General features: G+C 70.6%; 19 protein-coding genes and 1 pseudogene. 10 read left to right on the top strand and 10 right to left on the bottom strand.

The annotated features are described in order from the left end of the window. Positions 1-299 precede the first annotated feature (299 nt). Complete coding sequence (locus tag AB0Q90_RS00730) at positions 300-1,106, top strand: alpha/beta hydrolase (protein WP_363162865.1); 807 nt, start codon at positions 300-302, stop codon at positions 1,104-1,106. Between the two features lie 5 nt (positions 1,107-1,111). On the opposite strand, the gene AB0Q90_RS00725 is transcribed toward AB0Q90_RS00730, so the two are convergent. Beyond that, a complete protein-coding gene (locus AB0Q90_RS00725) occupies positions 1,112-3,877 on the bottom strand; it encodes a LuxR family transcriptional regulator (RefSeq protein ID WP_365732560.1) in 2,766 nt (921 codons plus the stop codon). A gap of 274 nt (positions 3,878-4,151) precedes the next feature. Between AB0Q90_RS00725 and AB0Q90_RS00720 the strand changes: the two genes are divergently transcribed. After that, on the top strand, positions 4,152-4,802 hold the full coding sequence (locus tag AB0Q90_RS00720) for an HAD-IA family hydrolase (protein ID WP_363163903.1): 651 nt from the start codon (positions 4,152-4,154) through the stop codon (positions 4,800-4,802). A gap of 8 nt (positions 4,803-4,810) precedes the next feature. After that, positions 4,811-5,728 carry a TIGR03619 family F420-dependent LLM class oxidoreductase gene (locus AB0Q90_RS00715; RefSeq protein WP_363163898.1) on the top strand — a complete coding sequence of 306 codons (918 nt, stop codon included), beginning with the start codon at positions 4,811-4,813 and terminating at the stop codon, positions 5,726-5,728. A gap of 43 nt (positions 5,729-5,771) precedes the next feature. Here AB0Q90_RS00715 and AB0Q90_RS00710 read toward each other — a convergent pair whose 3' ends face one another. Next, a complete protein-coding gene (locus AB0Q90_RS00710) occupies positions 5,772-6,260 on the bottom strand; it encodes a TetR/AcrR family transcriptional regulator (RefSeq protein WP_363163902.1) in 489 nt (162 codons plus the stop codon). Between the two features lie 238 nt (positions 6,261-6,498). On the opposite strand from AB0Q90_RS00710, the gene AB0Q90_RS00705 reads away from it, so the two are divergent. From AB0Q90_RS00705 to AB0Q90_RS00690, 4 genes are all read left to right on the top strand, one after another. Then, positions 6,499-8,055, top strand: a complete 1,557-nt coding sequence (locus tag AB0Q90_RS00705; RefSeq protein WP_363163897.1) for an MDR family MFS transporter — start codon at positions 6,499-6,501, stop codon at positions 8,053-8,055. A gap of 130 nt (positions 8,056-8,185) precedes the next feature. Beyond that, positions 8,186-9,577, top strand: coding sequence for an FAD-binding oxidoreductase (locus AB0Q90_RS00700; RefSeq protein WP_363163896.1), 1,392 nt, complete (start codon positions 8,186-8,188; stop codon positions 9,575-9,577). A gap of 319 nt (positions 9,578-9,896) precedes the next feature. Further along, a complete protein-coding gene (locus AB0Q90_RS00695; RefSeq protein WP_363163895.1) occupies positions 9,897-10,697 on the top strand; it encodes a GNAT family N-acetyltransferase in 801 nt (266 codons plus the stop codon). Positions 10,698-10,778: 81 nt separating this feature from the next. Next, positions 10,779-11,669, top strand: a complete 891-nt coding sequence (locus AB0Q90_RS00690) for a Bax inhibitor-1/YccA family protein (protein ID WP_363163894.1) — start codon at positions 10,779-10,781, stop codon at positions 11,667-11,669. Here the strand turns inward: AB0Q90_RS00690 and AB0Q90_RS00685 are convergent. The 3 genes from AB0Q90_RS00685 to AB0Q90_RS00675 form a co-directional block, all read right to left on the bottom strand. Next, entirely contained in the window at positions 11,663-12,241 is a 579-nt protein-coding gene (locus AB0Q90_RS00685; RefSeq protein ID WP_363163893.1) for a helix-turn-helix domain-containing protein, read from the bottom strand. The genes AB0Q90_RS00690 and AB0Q90_RS00685 overlap by 7 nt on opposite strands. Before the next feature lie 205 nt (positions 12,242-12,446). Further along, entirely contained in the window at positions 12,447-13,253 is an 807-nt protein-coding gene (locus AB0Q90_RS00680; RefSeq protein WP_363163892.1) for an alpha/beta fold hydrolase, read from the bottom strand. A gap of 95 nt (positions 13,254-13,348) precedes the next feature. After that, positions 13,349-14,209, bottom strand: coding sequence for an alpha/beta hydrolase (locus AB0Q90_RS00675; protein ID WP_363163891.1), 861 nt, complete (start codon positions 14,207-14,209; stop codon positions 13,349-13,351). Between the two features lie 185 nt (positions 14,210-14,394). On the opposite strand from AB0Q90_RS00675, the gene msrA reads away from it, so the two are divergent. Continuing rightward, positions 14,395-14,910, top strand: coding sequence for a peptide-methionine (S)-S-oxide reductase MsrA (gene msrA / locus AB0Q90_RS00670; protein WP_363163890.1), 516 nt, complete (start codon positions 14,395-14,397; stop codon positions 14,908-14,910). Positions 14,911-15,020: 110 nt separating this feature from the next. Here msrA and AB0Q90_RS00665 read toward each other — a convergent pair whose 3' ends face one another. Then, complete coding sequence (locus tag AB0Q90_RS00665) at positions 15,021-16,088, bottom strand: alpha/beta hydrolase (RefSeq protein ID WP_363163889.1); 1,068 nt, start codon at positions 16,086-16,088, stop codon at positions 15,021-15,023. Between the two features lie 251 nt (positions 16,089-16,339). On the opposite strand from AB0Q90_RS00665, the pseudogene AB0Q90_RS00660 reads away from it, so the two are divergent. Next, a pseudogene (locus AB0Q90_RS00660) lies at positions 16,340-16,747 on the top strand (aldehyde dehydrogenase family protein); the annotation flags it as partial. 129 nt (positions 16,748-16,876) lie between these two features. Here the strand turns inward: AB0Q90_RS00660 and AB0Q90_RS00655 are convergent. The 4 genes from AB0Q90_RS00655 to AB0Q90_RS00640 form a co-directional block, all read right to left on the bottom strand. After that, positions 16,877-17,695 (bottom strand): SDR family NAD(P)-dependent oxidoreductase, encoded by an 819-nt coding sequence (locus AB0Q90_RS00655; RefSeq protein ID WP_363163888.1) that lies wholly within the window; start codon positions 17,693-17,695, stop codon positions 16,877-16,879. Positions 17,696-17,772: 77 nt separating this feature from the next. After that, positions 17,773-18,630: an oxidoreductase gene (locus AB0Q90_RS00650; RefSeq protein WP_363163887.1), complete on the bottom strand. Its 858-nt coding sequence runs from the start codon at positions 18,628-18,630 to the stop codon at positions 17,773-17,775. Positions 18,631-18,716: 86 nt separating this feature from the next. Next, the gene (locus AB0Q90_RS00645) at positions 18,717-19,550 is read right to left on the bottom strand and encodes an oxidoreductase (RefSeq protein WP_363163886.1); all 834 of its coding nucleotides are present in this window, start codon (positions 19,548-19,550) and stop codon (positions 18,717-18,719) included. Between the two features lie 344 nt (positions 19,551-19,894). Next, entirely contained in the window at positions 19,895-20,254 is a 360-nt protein-coding gene (locus tag AB0Q90_RS00640) for a hypothetical protein (RefSeq protein ID WP_363163885.1), read from the bottom strand. Between the two features lie 247 nt (positions 20,255-20,501). Here AB0Q90_RS00640 and AB0Q90_RS00635 point away from each other — a divergent pair, with 247 nt between their 5' ends. Continuing rightward, positions 20,502-21,542, top strand: coding sequence for an alpha/beta hydrolase (locus AB0Q90_RS00635; protein WP_363163884.1), 1,041 nt, complete (start codon positions 20,502-20,504; stop codon positions 21,540-21,542). Positions 21,543-21,648: the final 106 nt, after the last annotated feature.

The following is a 21,648-nucleotide window of genomic DNA, read 5'->3' as shown; positions in this document are numbered from 1 at the left end:
GGGTCGGTCCTTCTCTGCGGCGGACGGTGGCCCGATCCACTCTCGCCGCCGCGGGAGCGACGTACATAGGTAACTTGACCGTCGGACATCACTTGCGTCGCCGGCGGTCCTCACGACAAGCGCCCGATGTGTTGGCATTCATCCGCTTTCGTGCGGGGCGGGGCCGCCGTATGTGCCCCCGCAGCAAGCCCTTCCACATTCAGTCATTCGACTGTCGCCTGTGGCTCACGCCGCAGCGATGCTGAATCAGTCGCCCGCGTGCCGGTGCCGGGTGGTTGTCATGCTCGGAGGAGCCAGCTGTGAACCGTACTCCCGTCGTCTTCATCCATGGGGCGTGGCTGCACGCGCTCTCCTGGGAGTCATGGGCGGAGCGGTTCACAAGCCGGGGATTCCTCGCCTTCGCCCCCGGGTGGCCTAGTGAGGCCGCCGCCGCCCGGGACGTGCGCAAGGCTCCCGAGCCGCTCGCCGGCCTCGATCTGGACGCGCTGACGGACCACTACGCCGGCATCGTGCGCTCGTTCGACGTCTCGCCGGTGATCGTCGGCCACTCCGTCGGCGGGCTCATCGCGCAGCACCTCATCGGCGCCAACGTCGGCCGGGCCGCCGTTGCCATCGCACCCGCCCCGATCAGCAACGTCGCACTGCCCGCGGCGCCGGTCCCGCTGTGGACGCCCGGCCGGGCCGACGACGCCGACCACCTCGTGTCCCTGTCACCGGAGCAGTTCCACCAGGTCATCGCGAACACCCTCACGACGGACGAGTCCGACCGGCTCTTCGAGCGCTACGCGGTGCCGGCACCGCGCAGCCTGCTCACCGAGCTCGGATGCGCGGGCGCGGTACGCAGCCCCCTGAGCGTGGCGGACACCGGCAACGCGGGTCGCGGACCGCTCCTGTTGATCTCGGGGCAGGAGGACCGGCTCGTGCCCGACGCCGTCACCCGCGCCGTCTACAAGCAGTACGGCGACTCCACGGCAGTGACCGACCTGAAGCAGTTCGCGGACCGCGCCCACTCACTCGTCATCGACAACGGCTGGAGATTCGTCGCCGACTACGTGCTCGGCTGGCTCGACGAGCGCGGCGTCCGCGCCCTGCCCAAGGGGAGCTGAGGCACTCACACGTTCTGCTCGCCGGGGATCTTGCTGAGGGCGTCGCGCAGGGCGGCGCGGGTGGTGATGCCGAGTTTGGGGAAGACCCGGTACAGGTGGGAGCTGACGGTGCGGGGGGAGAGGTGCATGCGGTCGCCGATCTCCTTGTTGGTCAGGCCGCTTGCGGCGAGGTCGGCGATGCGGCGTTCTTGCCAGGTGAGGGCAGTGAGGGGCGCCGTGGGGGACTGGGCGGTGGCACCGGCGGCGTGCAGTTCGGTCCGCGCCCGTTCGGCCCAGGTGGTTGCGCCGAGGCGTTCGAATGTTTCTGCGGCGAGGGTGAGTGAGTGGTGTGCTGCTTTCCTGCCGTGGGTGTGGCGTTGGCGGATGCCGTGGGCGAGGTGGATGCGGGCGAGTTCGTAGGGGAAGCGGGCGGCGGCGGGGTGGGTTTGGGCGCGGTGGTACATGGTGTCGGCTTCGGTGGTGTCGGTGGCGGTCATGGCGAGGGCGCCGTAGGTGATGAGGGCGAGGCGGGGGGAGATGTCGGGCAGGCGGGCGTGGTGTGCGGCTTGGGCGTGGTTGCGGGCTTGTTCGGTGCGGCCGGTGTGGAGGGCTGCTTCGACGAGGTCGAGGAGGGTGCGGGGGGCTTGGTGGGCGTAGGGGGTGAAGGTGCCGGGGGGTGTGATGCCGATGGCGTGGAGGTAGGCGGCTTCGTAGTCGCCTTCGGCGAGGGCTGCGGTGGTGCCGACCGCGTCGGCGATCTGGGTGAGAAAGCCAACGCCGCGGGGGCGGGCCCAGGCATCGACGGTGGCTTGGAGTGCACGGGCGTGTTCGACCTGGCCCCGCAACGCCGCCAACCACCCCAAATACGCATGCGTGTGGTGGACGAACAGCGCATGCTTGTGTGTCGTCGTCAATTCCAGGGCCTGTTGCCCGGTCCGCTCGGCCTCGTCCCACTCACCCACCGCGATCTGGTCCAGCATGATCTGGTGCAGCATGGTCATGGCGTCGGCCACGGCGCCCGTCTCGATCTCGCGGTCCACCGCGCGCTGCAGATACGGCCTGTACTGGCTGAGCGTGTCCACGTGATAGGCGGCGGCCGCCAGCCGGATGACATCCCACGGCTCCAGAGAGCGCACGTCAGCGAAGGCGCGCTCCACCCGTTCGTGCACCCCTGTACCGCGCAGGACCACGTCACCCCACGCGTCCTCGTAGATACGTGACTTTGACGGCACCGCGTCGCCCAGGCTCTCCAGCAGTTCGTGGACCCGCCGCCACCACATCCCGTCGCTGCCGTACTGGGCGATGGCCAGCAGCAGATCGATGAGTCGCGTGAGTACCTCGTCCGGCTCCCTCACACCACGGTCGCGCATGCTCTCGATCGCCGCGAAGACCTGGCGCTGCGAGGACCGGATGTCCCCGTCCTCGAAGAACGCGACATAGCCCGAGGCGACCACCGAGTCCGGGGAGCCGTCGGTGTCCGTGCCGGCACCCTCGCGGACCAGCTGCCGTGCCTGGTCCAGCCGGCCCGAGTGTCCGGCGATGTACGCAGCGCTGCCCAGTCGGCGGGACCGCCCGTGCGGTGTTTCGCTGAGTTCGGCGGCGCGGGTCAGCCAGGCCACGGCGGCGACCGACCCGCCGCGGCGGGTCGCGGACTCGGCGGCCGCCTCCAGGGCGGCGGCGACTTCTTCGTCCGGGTCGACCGTGGCGGCCGCCAGATGTGTGGCCCGCCGTTCCATGTCGTCGCGGTGCACCTGGGCGAGGGCCGCGTGCGCCGCCCGCCGCTCGTTGGGGGTTGCCTTGTGGACGACCGTCGAGCGCACCAGGGGATGACGGAAGACGAACTCGCCGCTGACCGGGTCGATGTCCAACAGGCCGCAGGCCGCGGCGGCGTCGGCGTCCACCATGCGATAGCGCGTGCCCCGGGTGCGGTCGGCCGCCGTGCCCGAACCTACGCCGTCCAGGGCGCCCCGCAGCAGCTCCGCGCGGACGGCCTGGCCGAGGGACTCGATGCGCCTGCCGTACACATGCTGAAGCCGCAGGGGCAGCGGGGTGCCGGCGTACCCGAAGAGCTGCTCGGACGTGCGGGCCGTCCGGTTGCCGCGTACGTGGGGCGGCAGTTCCAGCAGGGCCAGCGGATTGCCCTGGGCCTCTTCCAGCACCAGGCGGCGGATCCTGGGGTCGAGCCCGGGGTGGTGGATGTCCAGGAGTTGCTCGGAGGCCCTCTCCGACAGTGTGGTCACCGGCAGTTCGGGCAGCGCGGCCGTGTCGAAGCCCGAGGGCACCTCGGAGCGCAGTCCGACGAGGAGTTTGACCGAGGTGCCGGTCAGCCGCCGCCCCACGAAGCCGCACACCTCGGTGCTGGAGGTGTCCAGCCACTGGCCGTCGTCGAGGATGAGCAGGAGGGGTTGCTGGGACGCCGCGAGGGAGAGCAGGTCGAGGACGGCGATGCCGAGCGTCATGACCGAGGGGGGTGTGCCCTGGCTCCTGCCGAAGACGCCGTCGAACACACCTCGGTGCACGTCGTCCAGCTCGTCGATGGAGGACTGCAGCGGATACAGGAACTGGTGCAGACCGGCGTACGGCAGCTCCGACTCGGCCTCGACGCCGGCCGCCCGGATCACCTTGTGCAGGCCACCGGTCGCGAGGTCGGCGACGTGGTCCAGCAGGGCGCTCTTGCCCACGCCCGCGTCGCCTCGTAGGACAAGTGCCCGGCCTCCCGGGGCTGTTACGAAGTCGGACAGCACCTCCTGCTCGCGCTCGCGGCCGACCATAGCCCCGTTGATCGTTTCCATCGTCCCCCCACTCCCTTCACCGCTGAACCAGCGCCTGGCCCGCACGTTGTCGCACTCGTGCACGCGGGCCCGAGGCGCAATGGCGAGATTACGTCGTTCTTCACCGGCCGTCGCGGCAACCGGTTCTCAGCTCGTCGCCGAGACTCCCGGAGACATGCCTTCCGGATACGTATGTAATGCCGCCGCGCCCGGCGAGCGGATCGACACATGTGAAGTGTTCTCGTACATGTATGCTCGCCAGGTGTTTACGGACGCAGCAGGCCGTGACGTGCGTATGACCCCATACTGCAGGGGCCTCGTTCTCGACTTCGGTGGTGTGCTGACGACCCCTCTGCTGCCCGCCGCGCTCGCCTTCGAGAAGCGCGAGGGGCTGGCTGAGGGAACTCTGCTCACCGGTCTCCACCTGACCCCCGAGGGGATCCGGCTCACCGAGGAGCTGGAGCGCGGCACGCTCACTCAGACCCAGTGGAACGCGGCGGCGGGCCGGCTTCTCGGCGTCCGGCCCGACAACCTGATGGGCCGCATCTTCGCCGACCTGCGCCCCGAGACCTCGGTCATCGCCGCGGCGGCCGCCGCGCGCCGGGCCGGAGTGAAGGTCGCGATCCTCTCGAACTCCGTCGGCCTGAACCCGTGGAACCTGTACCGGGGATACGACCTGGAGCGGCTCTACGACGCCGTGGTGTTCTCGGAATCGCACGGGACACGCAAGCCCGAGCCGCGGATGTACCGCCTCGTCCTTGACGCACTCGGCCTGAGTGCCGAGGAGTGCGTGTTCGTCGACGACACCGAGCAGTACCTGCCGCCCGCGGCGGAGCTGGGTTTCTCCACCGTCCACGCCGTGGCACCCGCCCGTACGGTCGCCGCTCTGGAAGCCCTGCTCGGTATCCCACTGACCTGCAAGGACCCGGACGGGTCCACCACTTGAGGAGAGACATGAGACTGGGCCTGGCCCTTCCGACCTTCGGTCCCGACGCCCAGCCGGAAGGAGTCCTCCGTGTCTGCCGTACCGCGGAGGAGATGGGATACGACTCCCTGTGGACGGGCGACCGCGTCCTGGCCCCCCTCGTGCCCGGAACCCCCTACCCGAGTCCGGACGGCAAGATGCCGCGCGAGTACGAGAACCACCTGGACCCGCTGGCGGCCCTGACGTTCGCCGCGGCTCACACGACCCGCGTCCGGCTGGGAACGAGCACGCTGAACGGCCTGTGGCAGTCGCCGATCATGCTGGCCCGCTCGCTGACCACCCTCGACCTCCTCAGCAGGGGACGCCTGCTGGTGGGGCTGGGCCTGGGCTGGATGCCCGAGGAGTACACCGCGGTCTCCGTGCCCTGGAAGGGCCGGGGCGCGCGGCTCGACGAGACGCTGGACATCCTGGAGAAGTACTGGGCCGCCGACATCTTCGCCCATGAGGGACCCCTGTTCACCGTCCCGGAGACCGTGGTGGGGCTCAAGCCGTGCCAGCGGCCCGGACCGCCGGTGCTGCTCGCGGCGTTCGCCCCGAACGGCCTGCGGCGGATCGGCCGACGGCTCGGCGGCTGGCTGCCGGTGGCGATGCCGCTTCCGCACCTCCTCGGCATGTGGGACGTCATCCTCAAGGAGGCGGTCGAGGCGGAACGCGACCCGTCCGGCCTGCGTATGGCGCTGCGCGTCAACCCGCAGTTGACCGATACGAAGACCGGCCCGGAACAGCTGCCCCGGGCCGGCACGCTGGGCCAGTTCATCGACTATGCGCGGGCCGCCGGCGAGGCGGGAGTCCACGAACTCTTCATGGACTTCGGGCAGACACCCGCCACCCTGGAGGAGCGCGTCGATCTGGCCGGCCGCTTCCTCGAAGGGGTCCGTCGGGGCTGACGCCACGGCGGACGGCCTCGCCGGGACCGGCGTCGCGCGCGTCTCAGGACGCGCCGACGCCGTGCAGGAAGGTGTCGACGACGACGTCCGCCGCCCGGCCGGGGCTCAGCTCGGGCTGCTGCCGGGACACGAGGTGCATGAGCTGGGGCAGGAGCGCGCCGGTCCACCCCTGGGGCAGTCCGGAGCGCAGGAGGCCTTCGTCGGTGGCGCGTTCGAGGAAGGTCTCCACTTCCTGGACCGATGCGTCGCGGCGCCGGCGGACGGTGTCGTCGGTGAGCATGCGGCCGAGGTCGACGGGCCAGGTGCGATTGACGGCGATGATGTTCTCGACGTAGCGGTGCAGGGCGACGGCGACGGGAGCCTCGCGCAGCCGGGCGTCCTGGATGGCCTCTTCGATGGCCGTCAGGCGGGACTCGTAGATGGCGGCGAGGAGCTCCTCGCGAGAGGCGAAGCGTCGGTAGACGGTACGCCGGTCCACGCCTGCCTCGGCGGCGATGCTCGCGATGCTCGCGCCGGGGTCGGCGGCGAGCATCCGTGCTCCGGTGGTCAGGACGGCTTCGAGGTTGCGTGCGGCGTCGGCTCTCACGGCGCCGAGTCTAGCCGGAGAATGTGACCTCTGACTCATTAACTGCCTCTGAGGGATGAAGACGAAGGCCTTAACTGCTACATCCGAGTGACAGATATCTTGAGTGGTGTCAGTCGGATGTGGCGTCCAGTCGTGTGCCGCGGCAAGCCGCCGATCCGGCCGCCCCTTGGAGGAAGGCAAGTCGATGTCGAAGCAACAGTCCGCATTGCCCCGGCCGGGCAACGCCACCGCCGCGATGAGCGCCCTGATCCTCGCGGTCCTGCTCGCGGCCCTGGACCAGACGATCGTCTCGACGGCACTGCCCCGGATCGCGGAGGACCTGAACGGGTTCGACGACATCGCCTGGGTCAGCGCCGCGTACCTGCTCGCGTCGACGGCGGTGACGCCGCTGTGGGGCAAGCTCGGCGACATGTTCGGCCGCAAGCGGCTCTACCTGGCCTCGACCACGATCTTCCTGGTCGCCTCGGTGGCCTGCGGCCTGGCCGGGAGCCTCCCCGAGCTGATCGGTGCCCGAGCGCTCCAGGGCGTGGGCGGCGGCGGCATGATCGTGCTGACCTTCGCCCTGGTCGGCGACATCGTCGCCCCGCGCGAACGTGGCCGCTACCAGGGCATGTTCGGCTCGGTCTACGGCGTCGCCAGCATCGTCGGCCCCCTGCTGGGCGGCGTGTTCACCGACCAGCTGTCCTGGCGGTGGGCCTTCCTGGTCAACCTGCCCGTCGGCATCGTCGCCCTGGCCGTCGCAGCCCGGGCGCTGCCCGCGGCCACCCGGGGCGCCAAGGCACGTATCGACTACCTCGGCGCCACCCTCCTGGCCGCCATCGCCACCGGCCTGGTCCTGATCACCTCGTTCGGCGAGCGCTGGGGCTGGGGCTCACCGGCCATCGTCGGCCTGGTCGTCGCCACCGTCGCGCCGGCCGTGCTGCTGGTGCCGGTCGAGCGCCGTGCCGCCGCCCCGGTCCTGCCACCGGCCATGCTCGCCTCCCGCACCGTGGTCTTCTCCTCGCTGATCGGATTCTTCGCCAACGCCGCGATGTTCGCCGTCCTGGTCTACCTGCCGACCTACCTCCAGATCGTCCACGGCATCTCGGCCACCCTCTCCGGCATCCATATGCTGCCCCTGGTCGCCGGTCTGGTCGTCAGCCAGTCCCTGGCCGGACGCTGGGCCGCCCACGCCGACCGACTACGGGCGATCCTGCTCGTGGGCCTGGCCGCCAACCTCGCCGGACTGCTCCTGCTGGGGACGATCGGTGCCGCCACCAACACCCTCGTGCTGAGCGTCTACTTCCTGATCACAGGTGTCGGGATCGGCATGGTGCCCATGGTCGTGCTGACCACCGTCCAGAACAGCGTCCCGGCGGCCGACCTCGGAGCCGCGAGTGCCGTGGTCACCTTCGCCCGCTCCATCGGAGCCGCCTTCGGTGTCGCCGTCTTCGGAACCCTCCTCAACAGCGGCTTCGCCGCAGGTACTCACACCCTGCCGACCGGCGGTGGCTTCGACGCCGCCCGCCCCGACACCATCGGCCTGCTCCCGGCCGCCCTGCGCGAGACCGCACTGGACGCCTTCGCCCACGCCACGGCCTCCGGATACCTCTGGATCGCCCCGACACTCGCCGTCGGCATCGTCCTCGCCCTCAACCTGCGCGGCAGCGCGGACAACACACGTATGCCGTCCCCCGCACGTCCGTCACGGCGACGGAACGCCTGGTCCCGCCGACATGTGGGTACCGGCACCCCGAGGTGAACGAAAGAGCTCGTCCGGCTCGTGTCAGTGGCGTCAAGGGTTCGCCGGCCGTCGCCCGCCCTGTGCGGGCACGGCGGCGCACCACATGCGCGATTGAGGTTGTGACCAAGTGAGTGCGGACAAGTCTGGTGTGAGTGTGAACCTCCGGCCGGAGCAGGTGGCGGCTCTGCGGCGATCAGTGGAGGGACCGGTCCTGGAGCCGGACACGGCCGGGTACGAGGCGGAGTGCGCCACGTACAACCTGACCTGCCACCTCCGGCCGGCCGTGGTGGTCGGCGCGACCGGCGAGTCGGACGTCCGCGCGGCGGTCCGGTTCGCCGTGACGCACGGACTGCCCGTCGCGGTGAAGTCCGCCGCCCATCAGGTGGTCTCGTCGGCCCGTGACGGGCTGCTCATCACGACACAGCGGATGCGGCGCGTCGTGGTCGACGAGCGGCAGCGCACCGTGCGGGCCGAGCCGGGGGTGCTGTGGCGCGATGTCCTGCCGCTGACCGCGGAGTTCGGTCTGGCCCCCCTCGCGGGCTCGGCGCCGGACGTGGGTGTCGTCGGATACACGCTGGGCGGCGGGCAGAGCCCGCTGCTGGGGCGCAGCCTGGGCTATGCCGCCGACCATGTGCGCCGGCTGAACATGGTCACGGCGGACGGAGAACTGCGCACGGTCACCCCACGGAGCGAACCCGAGCTGTTCTGGGCGGCGTTGGGCGGCAAGGGCAACTTCGGCGTGGTGACCGAGATCGAGTTCGACGTGTTCCCGGTCGCGCGCTTCTACGGTGGCGGCATCTACTTCCCGGGCGAGCATCTGCCGCAGGTGCTGGAGGCCTGGCGGGCCTGGCTGCCGACGGTGGGCGAGGACATGACCTCCTCCATCGGCGTCCAGCGGCTGCCCGACGTGCCGGCGCTGCCCGCGCCGCTGCGCGGCGCCTTCGTGATCCATCTGCGCATCGGCTACCTGGGGTCGGCGGCCGACGGAGCCGAACTGATCGCGCCCCTGCGCGCGTCCGCGCCGGTGCTGGTCGACCTGGTCGGGGAGAAGCCCTTCACCGCGATCGGGGACATCCACATGGACCCGGTGGACCCGATGCCGTACTTCGACCGCAGCGTCTGCCTGGAGGAGTTCGGCGAGAAGACGCTGGAGGCGTTCGTGGACCTGACGGGCCCGCAGTCGGGATGCACCCTCGCGAACGTGGAGATCCGCGCACTCGGCGGCGCGCTCGACCGTGAACCGGCGATCCCCAACGCCGTGCCGAGCCGCGGTCTGCCGTACGTCGTCTTCGGGTTCGCGCTGGGAACTCCGGACCGGGCGGAGCCGCTGCGCGCCGAGCTGGCACGGGTCGTCGACGGACTGGCGCCCTGGGCAGCGCGGCGCAACATGGTGAACTTCCTCTCGCCGGACGAGGCGACCGACGCCGAGGGAGTGCGCCAGGTGTACGGGGCGGAGCGGTTCGACCGGCTCGCCGCGGTGAAGATGCGCTACGACCCGGCCAACGTGTTCCGGTTCAACCACAACATCGCACCCGCCTGATCCCCGAGGGACACCGGCGTCCGACGGTCGCGCAGCCGGGGTGTGCCGGTGTGAACCCCGGCGCGCCCCGCCTACGTGTCAAGGGCAGCAGAGTCCCTGCCGCCGGCCGGCCGCGGTGGGGTCACGGCGGCCGTCCCGTGCGCTGATCGCAAGGGGAGGCGCCTCCCGGGCTCCCGATCGACCTCGCTGTGGGGGCGGGTGTCGAGCAGGAGCCCGGGACTGCCCGAAATGACACGGTGTCCCGTCCCACCCGGCATCCCCGCTCGTTGTGCCGGGCACGAGGTGTTCCGGACACCACACGACGAGGTCAGGAGTGGCGATGACGAAACTTGCGGCGGCGGTCGAATCGGTGGAACAGCTCTCCACGGTCTGGCGCGCCATGGTGCTCGACCGGGACAGCAACGCGGACGTACGGGAGCTGCCGGGTGTCGTCGTCCGCTGGGCCGACTGCCGCTTCGCCTTCTGGAACGCGATCACCCTGACCGACGTCGGGGCGGAGGCGGACCTGCTGGAGCAGCGGCTGGGCCAGGCGGCGGACATCATGCGGTCCAAGAAGCAGCCGGGCTTCCTGTGGCTCTTCGAGGACCTGCTCGCGGACGACGCCCGCGCCGAGCTGGCGGAGGCGGCGCGGCGCGCGGGCCTGGCCCACGCCTTCCCCGGCACGGGCATGGCCGGTGACCTGCTGCCCATCCCCGAGCCCCGCCATCCGGACCTCACGTTCGAGCGGGTGACGACCGACGAACAGCTGCGGGCCTACGCGGACCTCAACTCGCGCGCCTACGGCTTCGGTCTGGAGGACGGCCGTGACGGTCTGGACGGCTCCACGCTGTGGAAGCGGGAGGTGTACGCCTATCTCGCCGTGCGGGACGGCGTCCCCGTCGCCTGTGCCGCCACCGTCGAGGCCCAGGGCCGCCTGTTCGTCGTGCTCGTCGCCACCGACCCGGACCACCAACGCCGGGGCTACGGCGAGGCGGTGACGCGCAAGGCGCTGTACGAGGGCGCCCGCGCCACCGGCCTGACCCGCGCCACCCTGCACGCGACGGTCGCCGGAGCACCGGTGTATCCGCGGATCGGTTTCGAGCCGAACTCCCCGATGCACTTCTACGGGTTGGCGAACTGACCCGCCGACGGCCCCGGCCCCGCCGCTCCGGGCGGCGGCGATCGGATGGCCGTATGACCGACACGGAGAAGGTGACCTGGCGTGACAGCGGTCGAGCACCGTTCGTTGAAGAGCAGCAACCCGATACTCGGCCGGCCGCAGTTCGGACGGCGCGGCGGACAGAAGACGGCGGCCAGGGACCCGGAGGCCGGGATCGCCGTCGGGCGGGACGGGACCAGGGCGGGCAAGGGCCTGGAGCAGGTCCGCGAGGACGGCTCCGCTCCGCTGCCGTTCTCGGTCGGCGACCTGATGACGATGGACACCGTCCTGCCCCGTGCGGCTGCGGCGCTCGGGGTCACGGCGCTCGCGGCCGTGCTGTCATGGACGGTACTGCCGCTTGCCCGGCCCGGTACGGCCGCGTCGTACGGCATCGTCGTCGCCGCCGGACTCCTCGCCGCCGCACTGGTGGTGAGGCAATACCGCAGGAACCTGCCGTCCCCGTCCCGGACGCTGGCGTTCGCGGCGCTTCAAGGCGTGTTCCTGGGCGTGCTCTCGGCGACGGCCTCCGGCCACCTGTCACCCGGCATCCTCGTCCAGACCGTGCTCGGCACGTTCGCGGCCTCCGCCGGAGCCCTCCTCGCCCACGGACTGCACTGGATGCGGGTGAACCGCCGGCTCTACGCCTTCGTCGGCGCCGCGCTGCTCGGCCTGGGCGTCCTCGCCCTGGCCGACTGGATGCTGTACCCCGTCATGGGCGCGGACCGCTTGGGCCTGCATCCCTTCGGTCTCGGCGTCTTCATGGGCGTGCTCGGCATCGTCCTCTGCGCCTCCTTCCTTCCCCTGCACTACCGGCAGATCGAGGACGGCATCACCTACGGCGCGTCCCGCGACCAGTCCTGGCCGGCCGCGTTCGGGCTCGCCCTGAGCCCGGCGTGGCTGTACGTGGAGACCGTGCGGCTGCTCACCCTCTACCCGGGCGAGGAGCTCTACTGACCGCGCACCGGACGTGAAGAGGACTCGGGCCCGGACGGACACAGCCCTCGCATGAGCAGGTCGAACAGACGCAGCCGCCGGGCGCGGTCCTCGTCCTGAGCGCAGATGTGCCACAAGGGGACGAGCAGCAGCAGTACGTCGTCGGCCGTCGTCCCTTCCACGATGGTCCCGGCCGCCTCGTTGGCCTTCACCAGCGCCGACAGCGCGTCGAGCAGCAGCAGGTACGCCGGGCTGCACTGCTCCGACGGCACACCGGTGGCCAGGCTCATGGCGTCCGCGAACTCAGGTGTGCTCCGGCCGAGATACAGCAGACGCTCCAGCCAGGCGCGCAGCGCGAGTTGCGGGGCGAGCACGTCCAGAAGGGCGGGAACGGCGCCCACCATCGCGTCCACCTCGTTCCCGTACACCTGGAGCACCAGGGACTCCCGGGTGGGGAAGTGGCGGTAGAGCGTGCCCTGGCCCACACCCGCCCTGCGTGCGATGGACTTGAAGGAGGTGTCTCCGGAAGCGGCGAGCACCTCGGCCGCCGCTTCGAGAATGCGCAGCCGGTTGGAGCGCGCGTCCGATCTCATGGATGCTTCGGTCTCTCTGCGGTGGTGATGCCGCCGGGTGGGCGCACAGCGCGCCGTCTGCCGGGGCAAGAAGTGGTCACGGGGAACGAGCCGACCTGCTGCGGTTCCGGACTGCGCGGGCACGGGGCCCCGAGCGCCTCGCCGAGCAACTGCGCTCCGAGACAGCCACCGATGACGGCCCTGTCCGCGGCCGCGCGGGAGGCGATCAGTGACATCTCCGCCACCGCGTGGAAGTGGGGCCACTCGGCTGCCGGACGGCGCCGGTGCGCGGGACCACGGGGTCGGACCGGCGTATCTCACCCAGGAAATCGGTGAGGAGCCGCAGAGTTCGGCCGGGTTGCTCCAGGGCGGCCAAGTGCCCTGCGTCGACCGCGGCCAGACGGGCTCCGGGCAGGCCCACGGCGAGCTCCACCGAGTGCTCAGGGGCCACGAAGCGGTCTGCGACGGCCGCGACGACCAGGGCCGGGACGGGGATTGCGGGCAGATCACCGCGGACGTCGATGCCCAGAGCGAGGCCGATCTGCGCGGACGTCCCCGCGGCGGACGCCGTCGACCGGGCGGGCAGATGCTCCTCGGAGAAGGACCGCGCGGTCAGAAAGGCGCGGGCATCCCCGTCGTGGCGGGCGCGCAACGACGCCCACATCTCCAGATGGAGCCACAACGTGGTGCGGGGCCGGGCGAAGCCGGCCAGAGTGACCAGGCCGCGCACCCGGTCGGGACGGAGTGCGGCGATCCTGACGGCGACGGCCGCGCCGAGTGAGGCCCCGGCGACGACGAAGTCGTCCAGCCCGGCCTCCTGGGCGGTGGCCACGACCTGGTCGGCGACGGCGCTCACCTCCAGCGGGCCGCCGGGCAGCGGACTGCTTCCCGACCCGGGAAGGTCGGGAAGCAGGACGGTGTGCTCGGCCGCGAGACCGTCGACCACGGTTCCCCAGGTCCCCGCCGCGGTGCTCCCGATGCCGGGCAGGAGCACCAGACCGGGCCCCTCGCCCCGGATGTCGTACGCGAGCATGTGTCTCCCCTTCTGATGCTTGCGCTACCAGCACGAGAGAGGACGGCGTACGGGTTCAGTTTCCGGACACACGACCGGTGGGTTCCTCAGCGGCGTCAGCGGACGGTGGCGCGGGCCGCTCGCTCGATGACGTCGGCGACGAGGTGGGGGTGGGAGACGGCCACCGAGTGGGAGGCGGCGACCTCGGTGGTGTGTGCGTGGGCGCGCTCGGCCATGAAGCGCTGGACGGCGGCGGGGATGTTGAGGTCCTCGGTGGTGACGATGTCCCAGGTGGGCTTGGTCTTCCAGGCGGCCGTGGTGGCCTTCTCCTCAAGGGCGGCCTGGGCGATGGGCCGCTGCCCGGCGGCCATGAGGGCGGCCAGCTTGGCGGGGACGTCGGCGGCGAACTGCTGGCGGAACTTGTCCTGTTGGATGTACAGGTCGGTGGCGGTGGAGCCGTCGGCCTGCTGGTAGGTGACCGGGTCGAGGGCGCCGGGGAGGGTGGAGCCCGGGAACTTGTTGGTGAGCTCCAGGGCGCTCTCCCCGGGGGCGGGGAGGAAGGCGGCGACGTAGACGAGGGCCTTGACCTCGGGGTCGTCGGCGGCGGCCTGGCTGATGACGTTGCCGCCGTAGGAGTGCCCGACGAGGATCTTGGGGCCCTTGACGTGGTCGAGGACGGTGCGCAGGGCGGCCGCGTCGGAGGAGGGCCCGCGCAGCGGGTTGGCGGCGGCGACGACGGGGTAGCCGTCGGCACGCAGGTCGGCGATGACGCCGTTCCAGCTGGAGGCGTCGGCGAAGGCGCCGTGCTCCAGCACGATGGTCGGCTTGGTGTGTCTGTCGGCTCCCGCGGCTCCCGCGGCCTCGGTCGCGCCGTTGGCGCTGCCGCTGAGGGCGAACGCGCCGAGCGCGAGCCCCGCCGTGACCGTCGAGACCACACCCGTCACCAGCCGCTTGCGTCCACCCTTGGTGTTCGGCACGACAAACCTCTTCTCATTGTTTCGACAAGGGGCGGGCCGGCCTTGCCGGACATCGTCACCGCCCTAACTGGTGACGAATTTGTCATGCGGAAACGTCACCTGTCAAGGTGGTGACGAGGTCGGGATTCGAGGCCGGTGTGCGAGGCTGATCCCGCGCGGAAACACGGACGGAAAGGTGATGCGCCATGAGTGACGTCGAGGAGAGGGCGCTGCTGGCGGGCGGCTGCTTCTGGGGCATGCAGGAGCTGATCCGGTCGCTGCCCGGGGTGGTGCGCACCCGCGTGGGCTACAGCGGCGACCACGACAAGCCCCGGCCCACCTACCGCGACCACGGAAAGCACGCGGAGTCGATCGAGATCGTCTTCGATCCCACGGTCACCGACTACCGCGCGATCCTGGAGTACTTCTTCCAGATCCACGACCCGACCACCAGGAACCGGCAGGGCAACGACGTGGGCCTCAGCTACCGTTCCGCCATCTTCTACGTCGACGACGAACAGCGCCGCGTAGCGCAGGACACCATCGCCGACGTCGAGGCCTCGGGGCTGTGGCCGGGGCCGGTGGTGACCGAGGTCGTTGCGGCCGGTCCGTTCTGGGACGCCGAGCCGGAGCACCAGGACTACCTCCAGCACTACCCGAACGGCTACACCTGCCACTTCCCGCGCCCGAACTGGCGACTGCCCAAGCGCGAGGAATCCTGACGACATGTGCGGCCGGGAAGGGCCACCGCCCTTCCCGGCCGCACATGTGTCACCCGGCCCACCGGTAGCGTGATCCGCGACTGTGGCATGCCGTCTGCCGGACGCCGGATTCAGAGGTGGTCGGCGTCGACGACGGCCTGGGCGAACGCGGTGGGCGCCTCCTGCGGGAGGTTGTGGCCGATGTCCGCGACGGTGCGGTGCTGGTAGGGACCGGTGAAGTGGTCGCGGTAGGAGGTGCCGTTGCCGGGTGCGGTGAAGGGGTCGAGGGCGGGGTCGAGGGTGATGGTGGGTACCTGGATGGGGGGTTGCGCGGCGAGCAGCTTCTCGTAGCGGTCGTAGCGTCGTTCGCCCTCGATGAGGCTGATCCGCCAGCGGTAGTTGTAGAGGACGACGGCGGCGTAGTCCGGGTTCTTGAAGGCCTCGGCGGTGCGCTGGAAGGTGGCTTCGTCGAAGTTCCAGTTGGGGGAGACGAGGGTCCACACGTAGCGGCACAGCGCGAGGCGGTCGTCGACCTTCTCCATGGCCTTCTTGCCACGGTCGGTGGCGAAGTACCACTGGTACCACCAGATGCGCTCGACGGCCGGTGCGGCGGGCTCCAACTGCGCCTTGCGGTTGGTGATGAGATAACCGCTGGTGGAGACGAGGGCCTTGACGCGCTCGGGCCACAGGGCGGCGATGATGTCGGCGGTCCGCGAGCCCCAGTCGAAGCCGGCGAGGACCGCCTTCTCGATCTTGAGGGCGTCCATGAAGGCGATGATGTCGAGCGCGATGGCGGACTGTTCGGCGGTGCGGGGGGTGCGGCGGGACAGGAACCGGGTGCTGCCGTGGCCGCGCAGATAGGGAACGAGGACGCGGTAGCCCAGGTCGGCCAGGAGCGGGGCTACGTCGACGTAGCTGTGGATGTCGTAGGGCCAGCCGTGCAGGCAGATGACGACGGGGCCGTGCGCGGGGCCGAGCTCGGCGTAACCGATGTCGAGAACCCCCGCCTTGACCTGCTTGAGCGTGGTGAAACCGGTGTGTGTGCCCGGGGTGACGCTCAGCACGGTGGAGCTCGGCGTGCCGGCCGGCGTCTGCGCGGCCGTCGCGGCGACCGCGTTGTTCTGCAGGCTGGACAGTGAAACCGCGGCCGCGCCGGTGCCCAGGCCGACGGCCTTGGTGAATGTACGCCTGTTGAGCATGTGAATACCTCCGCTGTGCGTTTCCGGTGACCAGCTCGCGCCCGGGACTCATCACCTGTCCAACAGGTGATGCGGCTGCAGGGGCGGGCCGGGGTGATGTCACACACTCTCGTCGGCGGCGAGGGATCGCACATCAGTCATTTGACGGCGCAGTGCGGATACGTGGGTCGGCGTGTGTGAGTCAGTCACCGGGCGCACGATTATGTGTAGCTAATTATCGGAAGTGCTACATTGATGAGGCAGTTAAATGAATCGAGGAGGGCGCCCGCCTGGTCACCGGCGGCCCGCAGATCCCCGCGGGCCTGGAAGGGGGCAACTACGTCACCCCGACCGTCTTCGCCGACGTCGTCAACTCCATGCGCATCGCCCAGGAAGAGATCTTCGGCCCGGTCCTGGTCGTCATCGCCTACGACGACGAGGACGACGCCGTCCGCATCGCCAACGACTCCGAATACGGCCTCTCCGGCGGCGTCTGGTCCTGCGACGAGGAGCACGCGCTGGCGGTCGCCCGCCGCGTCCGCACCGGCACCGTCACGGTCAACGGCGCCTCGATCGCCTTCGACGGACCCTTCGGCGGCTTCAAGGCCAGCGGTGTCGGCCGCGAGTACGGCGCGGTCGGCCTCGGCACCTACACCGAGTACCAGACCATCACCGTCTGACCCGGCCGGGCGACACGGACCGGAGACACATCGGACCGCCTTCAACGGCAAGAGGCGCACACGCGGTCCGGCAGACCCATACGTGTGCGCCCCTCGCCGGCGCCGTGCGTTCGGAACCGGGGGTCGAGGTCAGACGGACTCACTGACGTGGCGCCATGCGGCGTCCTGGGCGGCAAGTCGGTCGGCCATGGCCTCGGCGACGGTGACGGCGTCCTTCCCGAGCAGCAGGCGCAGCGGCGGGTTGTCGCTCTCGGCGATGTCCATCAGGACCCGGGAGATGCGCCCCGGGTCTCCGGGCTGCCGGCCGTCCGCCCCACGGATCTGCGCGATGGCAGCCCCGACGACGGGCTCGTACGGCGCACTGACCGGCCAAGTGGCCATGGAGGAGCCTGCCCAGTCGGTGCGCATGCCGCCCGGCTCGGCCACGGTGACCTTGATGCCGAGGGGAGCGACTTCCTGCGCCAGGACCTCGGAGAAGCCGCCGACCGCCCACTTGGCCGTCTGATAGGCACCCAGGCCCGGAACGCCCACGCGCCCGCCCACGGACGAGATCTGGATGATGTGCCCCGAGCCCTGCTCGCGCAGGACGGGCAGAGCGGCCCGGGTGACGTTGACGACACCGAAGAGGTTGGCGTCGATGTGGTCCCGGAAGGCCTGCTCGGACATGTCCTCGATGGCGGCCATGTCGGCGTAACCGGCGTTGTTGACGACCACGTCCAGCCGTCCGAACGCCTCCACGGCCGCCCGCACCGCGGCACGGGCCGCGCCGGCGTCTCGCACGTCCAGCGTGACCAGGCGGACCCGGTCGCCGTAGGTGTGGGCGAGGTCGTTCAGCACCTCGGTGCGCCGGGCCGTGGCGACCAGCCGGTGGCCGGCCTCCAGGACCGACTCGGCCAGGGTTCGGCCCAGGCCACGGGACGTACCCGTGATCAGCCATGTCTTGCTCATGATGGTGCCTCGAATTCTGTGTCGTTTGGGGAGTCGCGGCTCAGCGCGACCGCGGGGGATCAGCTCGTGCGGTCCGCTCACAGCACCGCGTTGTCGGCGGCGCCGGGGAAGTCCGTGCTGTACGCCAGCTCCTTGCCGGCCTCGAACTCGGCCCGGAGCTGGTCGAGTTTGACGCCGATGCGCCGCTGGGCGTCGCTGCCGAGGACGACCCAGTGGGGCGGCTCCGGGGCGCTGACGGCGCGGCGGATCGCCTCGGCTGCCCGCTCCGGGTCGCCGGGGAACATCTCCGGAGTGAGGCTGCCCATCATGGCGCGGAAGGCGCCGGCCGTGGCCCGGTAGTCGCCGATGGGCTCTCCGGAGGCCCGCGTGCGGTTCTCGATACCGGTGCGGAAGGAACCGGGCTGGATGATCATCGCGTGCAGGCCGATGGGCTCGATCTCCTGCCACAGCGCCTCGGTGAAGCCCTCCAGCGCGAACTTGCCGGCCGAGTAGTAGCCGTTCGCGGGGAGGGCGGCCAGGCCGTCCATGGAGGAGACGTTGACGATGATGCCGCGGCGCCGCGCGCGCATGCCGGGCAGCACCGCACGGGTGAGGGCGACCGCGCCGAAGAAGTTCACCTCGAACAGCCGGCGGTAGTCGCTCTCCCGCTGCTCCTCCAGGGCGCCGATGAAATCGATCGCGGCGTTGTTGACCAGGACGTCGATGCCGCCGAAGCGTTCCTCGACGGCGCGGACCGCGGACTCGCGGTCCGCGGGCTCGGTGACGTCGAGCTTGAGCGCCAGCGCGGTCTGCGGGTAGCGCGCGGCCAGTTCGGCGGTGACCTGCGTCGAACTGGCCGTCGCCGCCACGTGGTGACCCTGGGCCAGGAGGTGCTCGGCGAGGGCCTTGCCCAGTCCGCTGGACGCGCCGGTGATGAGCCAGGTCTTGTGAGACATGCGGTGGTCTCCTTCGGTTCGAGTGAGAGGGGGTTCCGCGAGAAGGAAGGCGGGGGAGTCGACGCCGGAGCGCCCGGGCGGTGTGCCTAGGCCGGGAAGTCCGCAGCGCTGCTGGCCTCGGCCCACTTCCTCGTCTCCGCGGCGCGGGCCTCGCCCGCTTCCAGGGCCATGGCCACGGCCTGCGCACCGAGCAGGAGCCGGCGCGGCGGGTCGTCGTGTCCGACGACGTCGAGGAGGACCTTGGCGGCGCGGACCGGGTCACCGGGCTGCGTGCCGTTGTGCTCCGCCCGGTACTTGTTCATGACGCCGACGGTCTCCTCGTAGTCGGGTCCCACGGCGTGCAGCTCCATCGACGAGCCCTGCCAGTCCGTGCGGAAGGCACCCGGCTCGACGATGACGACCTTGATGCCGAAGGGGGCGACCTCGTTCGCCAGGACCTCGGAGAAGCCCTCCACGGCGAACTTCGCGCTCTGGTAGGCGCCCATGCCCGGAGTGCCGCCCACCCGGCCGCCGAGGGAGGAGAACTGCAGGAACGTCCCTGAGCGCTGCGCGCGCAGAACCGGCAGGGCGGCCCGGGTGACATGGACGACCCCGAAGAAGTTCGCCTCGAACTGGGCGCGGAAGTCGTCCTCGGCCATCTCCTCGATCGGAGCGCTGTTGGCGTACCCGGCGTTGTTCACCACCACGTCGAGTCGGCCGAAGGCGTCGACGGCGGCCCGCACCGCGTGGTGAGCGGCGTCGGCGTCGGTGACGTCCAGGGCCACCGCCCGCACCCGGTCCCCGTAGCCGGACACCAGCTCCGCAAGCTGCTCCGGACGACGCGCCGTCGCCACCAGCCGGTCGCCGTTCGCCAGAACCGCCTCCGCCAGGGCACGCCCGAAACCACGGGAAGCGCCGGTTATCAACCATGTACGAGCCATGCTGTGTCCTTCGTCGATATTGACTGGCGATGCTCCGCACACGTGTGAGCGGAACCCTCCTGTGCAGCCGGCGACGGGCCACGAACCGCGACACGGGCGTGGCCTCCGACCGCTGGGTCAGCAGGTGGATTCCCAATGTCGCCGCAAACCCCCGCGAGGGGCGTCCGTCGTTTGACTGCCGACACTTCGCGCACGACGCGCGGACGGCGCCGGCATGTCAGTCATGGGACGGATACGTCATCAACCGGACCAGCGGACCAGCGGCTCAAGTTGGACACGTCCTGACGACAAGCGGCCACCGGCTCGCCCGTGGAGCCGGTGGCCGCTCTGCCGAGGGCGATCGATCACCCCTTGACGACTCGATAGCTCAGCATCGCCCAGGGAAGGTCTGTCTGGGTCAGCGTGCCGGTACGCCACGGGGTGGCGCTGGTGCAGTCGGCCCCGGAATACAGCTCCAGTGCCGCCGAGCCGGAAACGATCTGCACCGAGAGCGCCGACTGCGCCAAGGTGTGGCACGTACCGAAGTCGTCGAGGTCGACCTTCGTCACGGTTCCTGTTCCCGTGGTGCCCGAGTAGAGATAAGCGCCCTCCTGCAGCGGCGGCCAGCCGGTGGCGCTCGCCGACCCGGTGCCGAACCCGATGAGGGCCGCGGACATGGCCACGGCGGCGGCTGCGGTACGGAGTTTCACACTGGGGATGATCATGCAACCCACACTTTCCGGTGTTACGACGCCGGGGAGACGTCGAGGTCACTCGCTCGGCCGAAATGCGGTCGCAGTAGACCCTCGCACACTCAAACATGTGTCGGGGAGCTCAAAACAGGACACACGCATGTGCGGGTGGCTTCTTGGCAGAGACATCCGCCACCAGAATCCTCGTCACCTGTCAGACGGGTGATGTCACGTGGATATGTGTGCAACGCCCGCTCCGGATCGAACGCGAGGAAGCAGCATGATCAGCAGGCGGAGACTGAACCAGGCGCTGACGGCGGCAACGGCGACGGGGGTGGCCGGTCTCGCCGGCGCCGGGCAGGCGTCGGCGCTCTCGGGGAGATCGACCCCCCAGGCCCCGAACGGCCGGACTGCGCGCGACCTCGGACCGGTGCACCAGGTCCGCACCGACGTCCTGGACATCGCCTACCACGACGTGGGGCCGGCCCGGGGCAAGCCGGTGATCCTCCTGCACGGCTGGCCCTTCAGTCCGGTCGGCTCCTACGCCGAGGTGGCGCCTGCGCTCGCCCGGCGCGGATACCGCTGCTACATCCCCTATCTGCGCGGACACGGAGGGACTCGCTTCCTGCGTGAGGACGCCTTCCGCTCCGGTCAGCAGGCGGCGCTCGGTGCGGACGTGGTCTCCTTCATGGATGCACTGCGCGTTCCCCGGGCCCTGTTCGCCGGATACGACTGGGGCGGGCGGGCCGGCGACGTTGCCGCGGCACTGTGGCCGGAGCGCTGTGCAGGCCTGGTCTCCGTGAACGGCTACCTCGTCCAAAACCTCGCGGTTGCCCAGGAACCACTGGCGCCCGCACTTGAGTTGGGCTACTGGTACTTCTTCTACTTCGCCACCGAGCGCGGGCGGAGGGGGCTCCAGCGCAACCGGGAGGATCTGGCACGGGTCGTCTGGCGCCGCAACTCGCCCGAATGGCAGTTCACGGAAGCCGAGTTCGCGCAGGCGGCGGAGCTGTGGACCAACCCGGACTACGTCGACGTGGTGATCCACAGCTACCGCCACCGCCTGGCCGTAGCTCCCGGCGACCCCCGATACGCCGGCCTGGAGCGGAGGCTGCTGGATCAGCCGAAGATCACCGTGCCCACGGTCACTCTGGACGGACAGGCCGACGGCGTCGTCCCGCCGACCGACGGAAGCTCCTACGCGGCACACTTCTCCGGCCCCTGGACACACCACGTCGTCCCCGGAGCCGGCCACAACCTCCCGCAGGAGCAGCCCGAGGCGTTCACCGCCGCGATCTTCGAGGTCGACGCCATGGGGTGACCGCCGGCGCGGCATCGGCGCCGAGCTATGGAGGGGTGAAACATTTGCGCAAGTCACCGCTTTGACAGGTGACGCGCGATGCTGCATCCTGATAGTCGTCCAAGGC

The sequence above is a fragment of the Streptomyces sp. NPDC079141 genome (assembly GCF_040686775.1).
GTDB lineage: Bacteria > Actinomycetota > Actinomycetes > Streptomycetales > Streptomycetaceae > Streptomyces.
Note: the sequence above shows the minus strand (reverse complement) of the source record. Positions and strands in the feature narration are given on the sequence as shown.

Excerpts from the sequence above, each read along its gene's own strand:
- AB0Q90_RS00725 (WP_365732560.1), bottom strand. The coding sequence starts at position 3,877 with ATGGAAACGATCAACGGGGCTATGGTCGGCCGCGAGCGCGAGCAGGAG.
- AB0Q90_RS00720 (WP_363163903.1), top strand. The coding sequence starts at position 4,152 with ATGACCCCATACTGCAGGGGCCTCGTTCTCGACTTCGGTGGTGTGCTG.
- AB0Q90_RS00715 (WP_363163898.1), top strand. The coding sequence starts at position 4,811 with ATGAGACTGGGCCTGGCCCTTCCGACCTTCGGTCCCGACGCCCAGCCG.
- AB0Q90_RS00710 (WP_363163902.1), bottom strand. The coding sequence starts at position 6,260 with ATGCTCGCCGCCGACCCCGGCGCGAGCATCGCGAGCATCGCCGCCGAG.
- AB0Q90_RS00705 (WP_363163897.1), top strand. The coding sequence starts at position 6,499 with ATGTCGAAGCAACAGTCCGCATTGCCCCGGCCGGGCAACGCCACCGCC.
- AB0Q90_RS00695 (WP_363163895.1), top strand. The coding sequence starts at position 9,897 with ATGACGAAACTTGCGGCGGCGGTCGAATCGGTGGAACAGCTCTCCACG.
- AB0Q90_RS00685 (WP_363163893.1), bottom strand. The coding sequence starts at position 12,241 with ATGAGATCGGACGCGCGCTCCAACCGGCTGCGCATTCTCGAAGCGGCG.
- AB0Q90_RS00680 (WP_363163892.1), bottom strand. The coding sequence starts at position 13,253 with ATGCTCGCGTACGACATCCGGGGCGAGGGGCCCGGTCTGGTGCTCCTG.
- msrA (WP_363163890.1), top strand. The coding sequence starts at position 14,395 with ATGAGTGACGTCGAGGAGAGGGCGCTGCTGGCGGGCGGCTGCTTCTGG.
- AB0Q90_RS00665 (WP_363163889.1), bottom strand. The coding sequence starts at position 16,088 with ATGCTCAACAGGCGTACATTCACCAAGGCCGTCGGCCTGGGCACCGGC.
- AB0Q90_RS00655 (WP_363163888.1), bottom strand. The coding sequence starts at position 17,695 with ATGAGCAAGACATGGCTGATCACGGGTACGTCCCGTGGCCTGGGCCGA.
- AB0Q90_RS00650 (WP_363163887.1), bottom strand. The coding sequence starts at position 18,630 with ATGTCTCACAAGACCTGGCTCATCACCGGCGCGTCCAGCGGACTGGGC.
- AB0Q90_RS00645 (WP_363163886.1), bottom strand. The coding sequence starts at position 19,550 with ATGGCTCGTACATGGTTGATAACCGGCGCTTCCCGTGGTTTCGGGCGT.
- AB0Q90_RS00640 (WP_363163885.1), bottom strand. The coding sequence starts at position 20,254 with ATGATCATCCCCAGTGTGAAACTCCGTACCGCAGCCGCCGCCGTGGCC.
- AB0Q90_RS00635 (WP_363163884.1), top strand. The coding sequence starts at position 20,502 with ATGATCAGCAGGCGGAGACTGAACCAGGCGCTGACGGCGGCAACGGCG.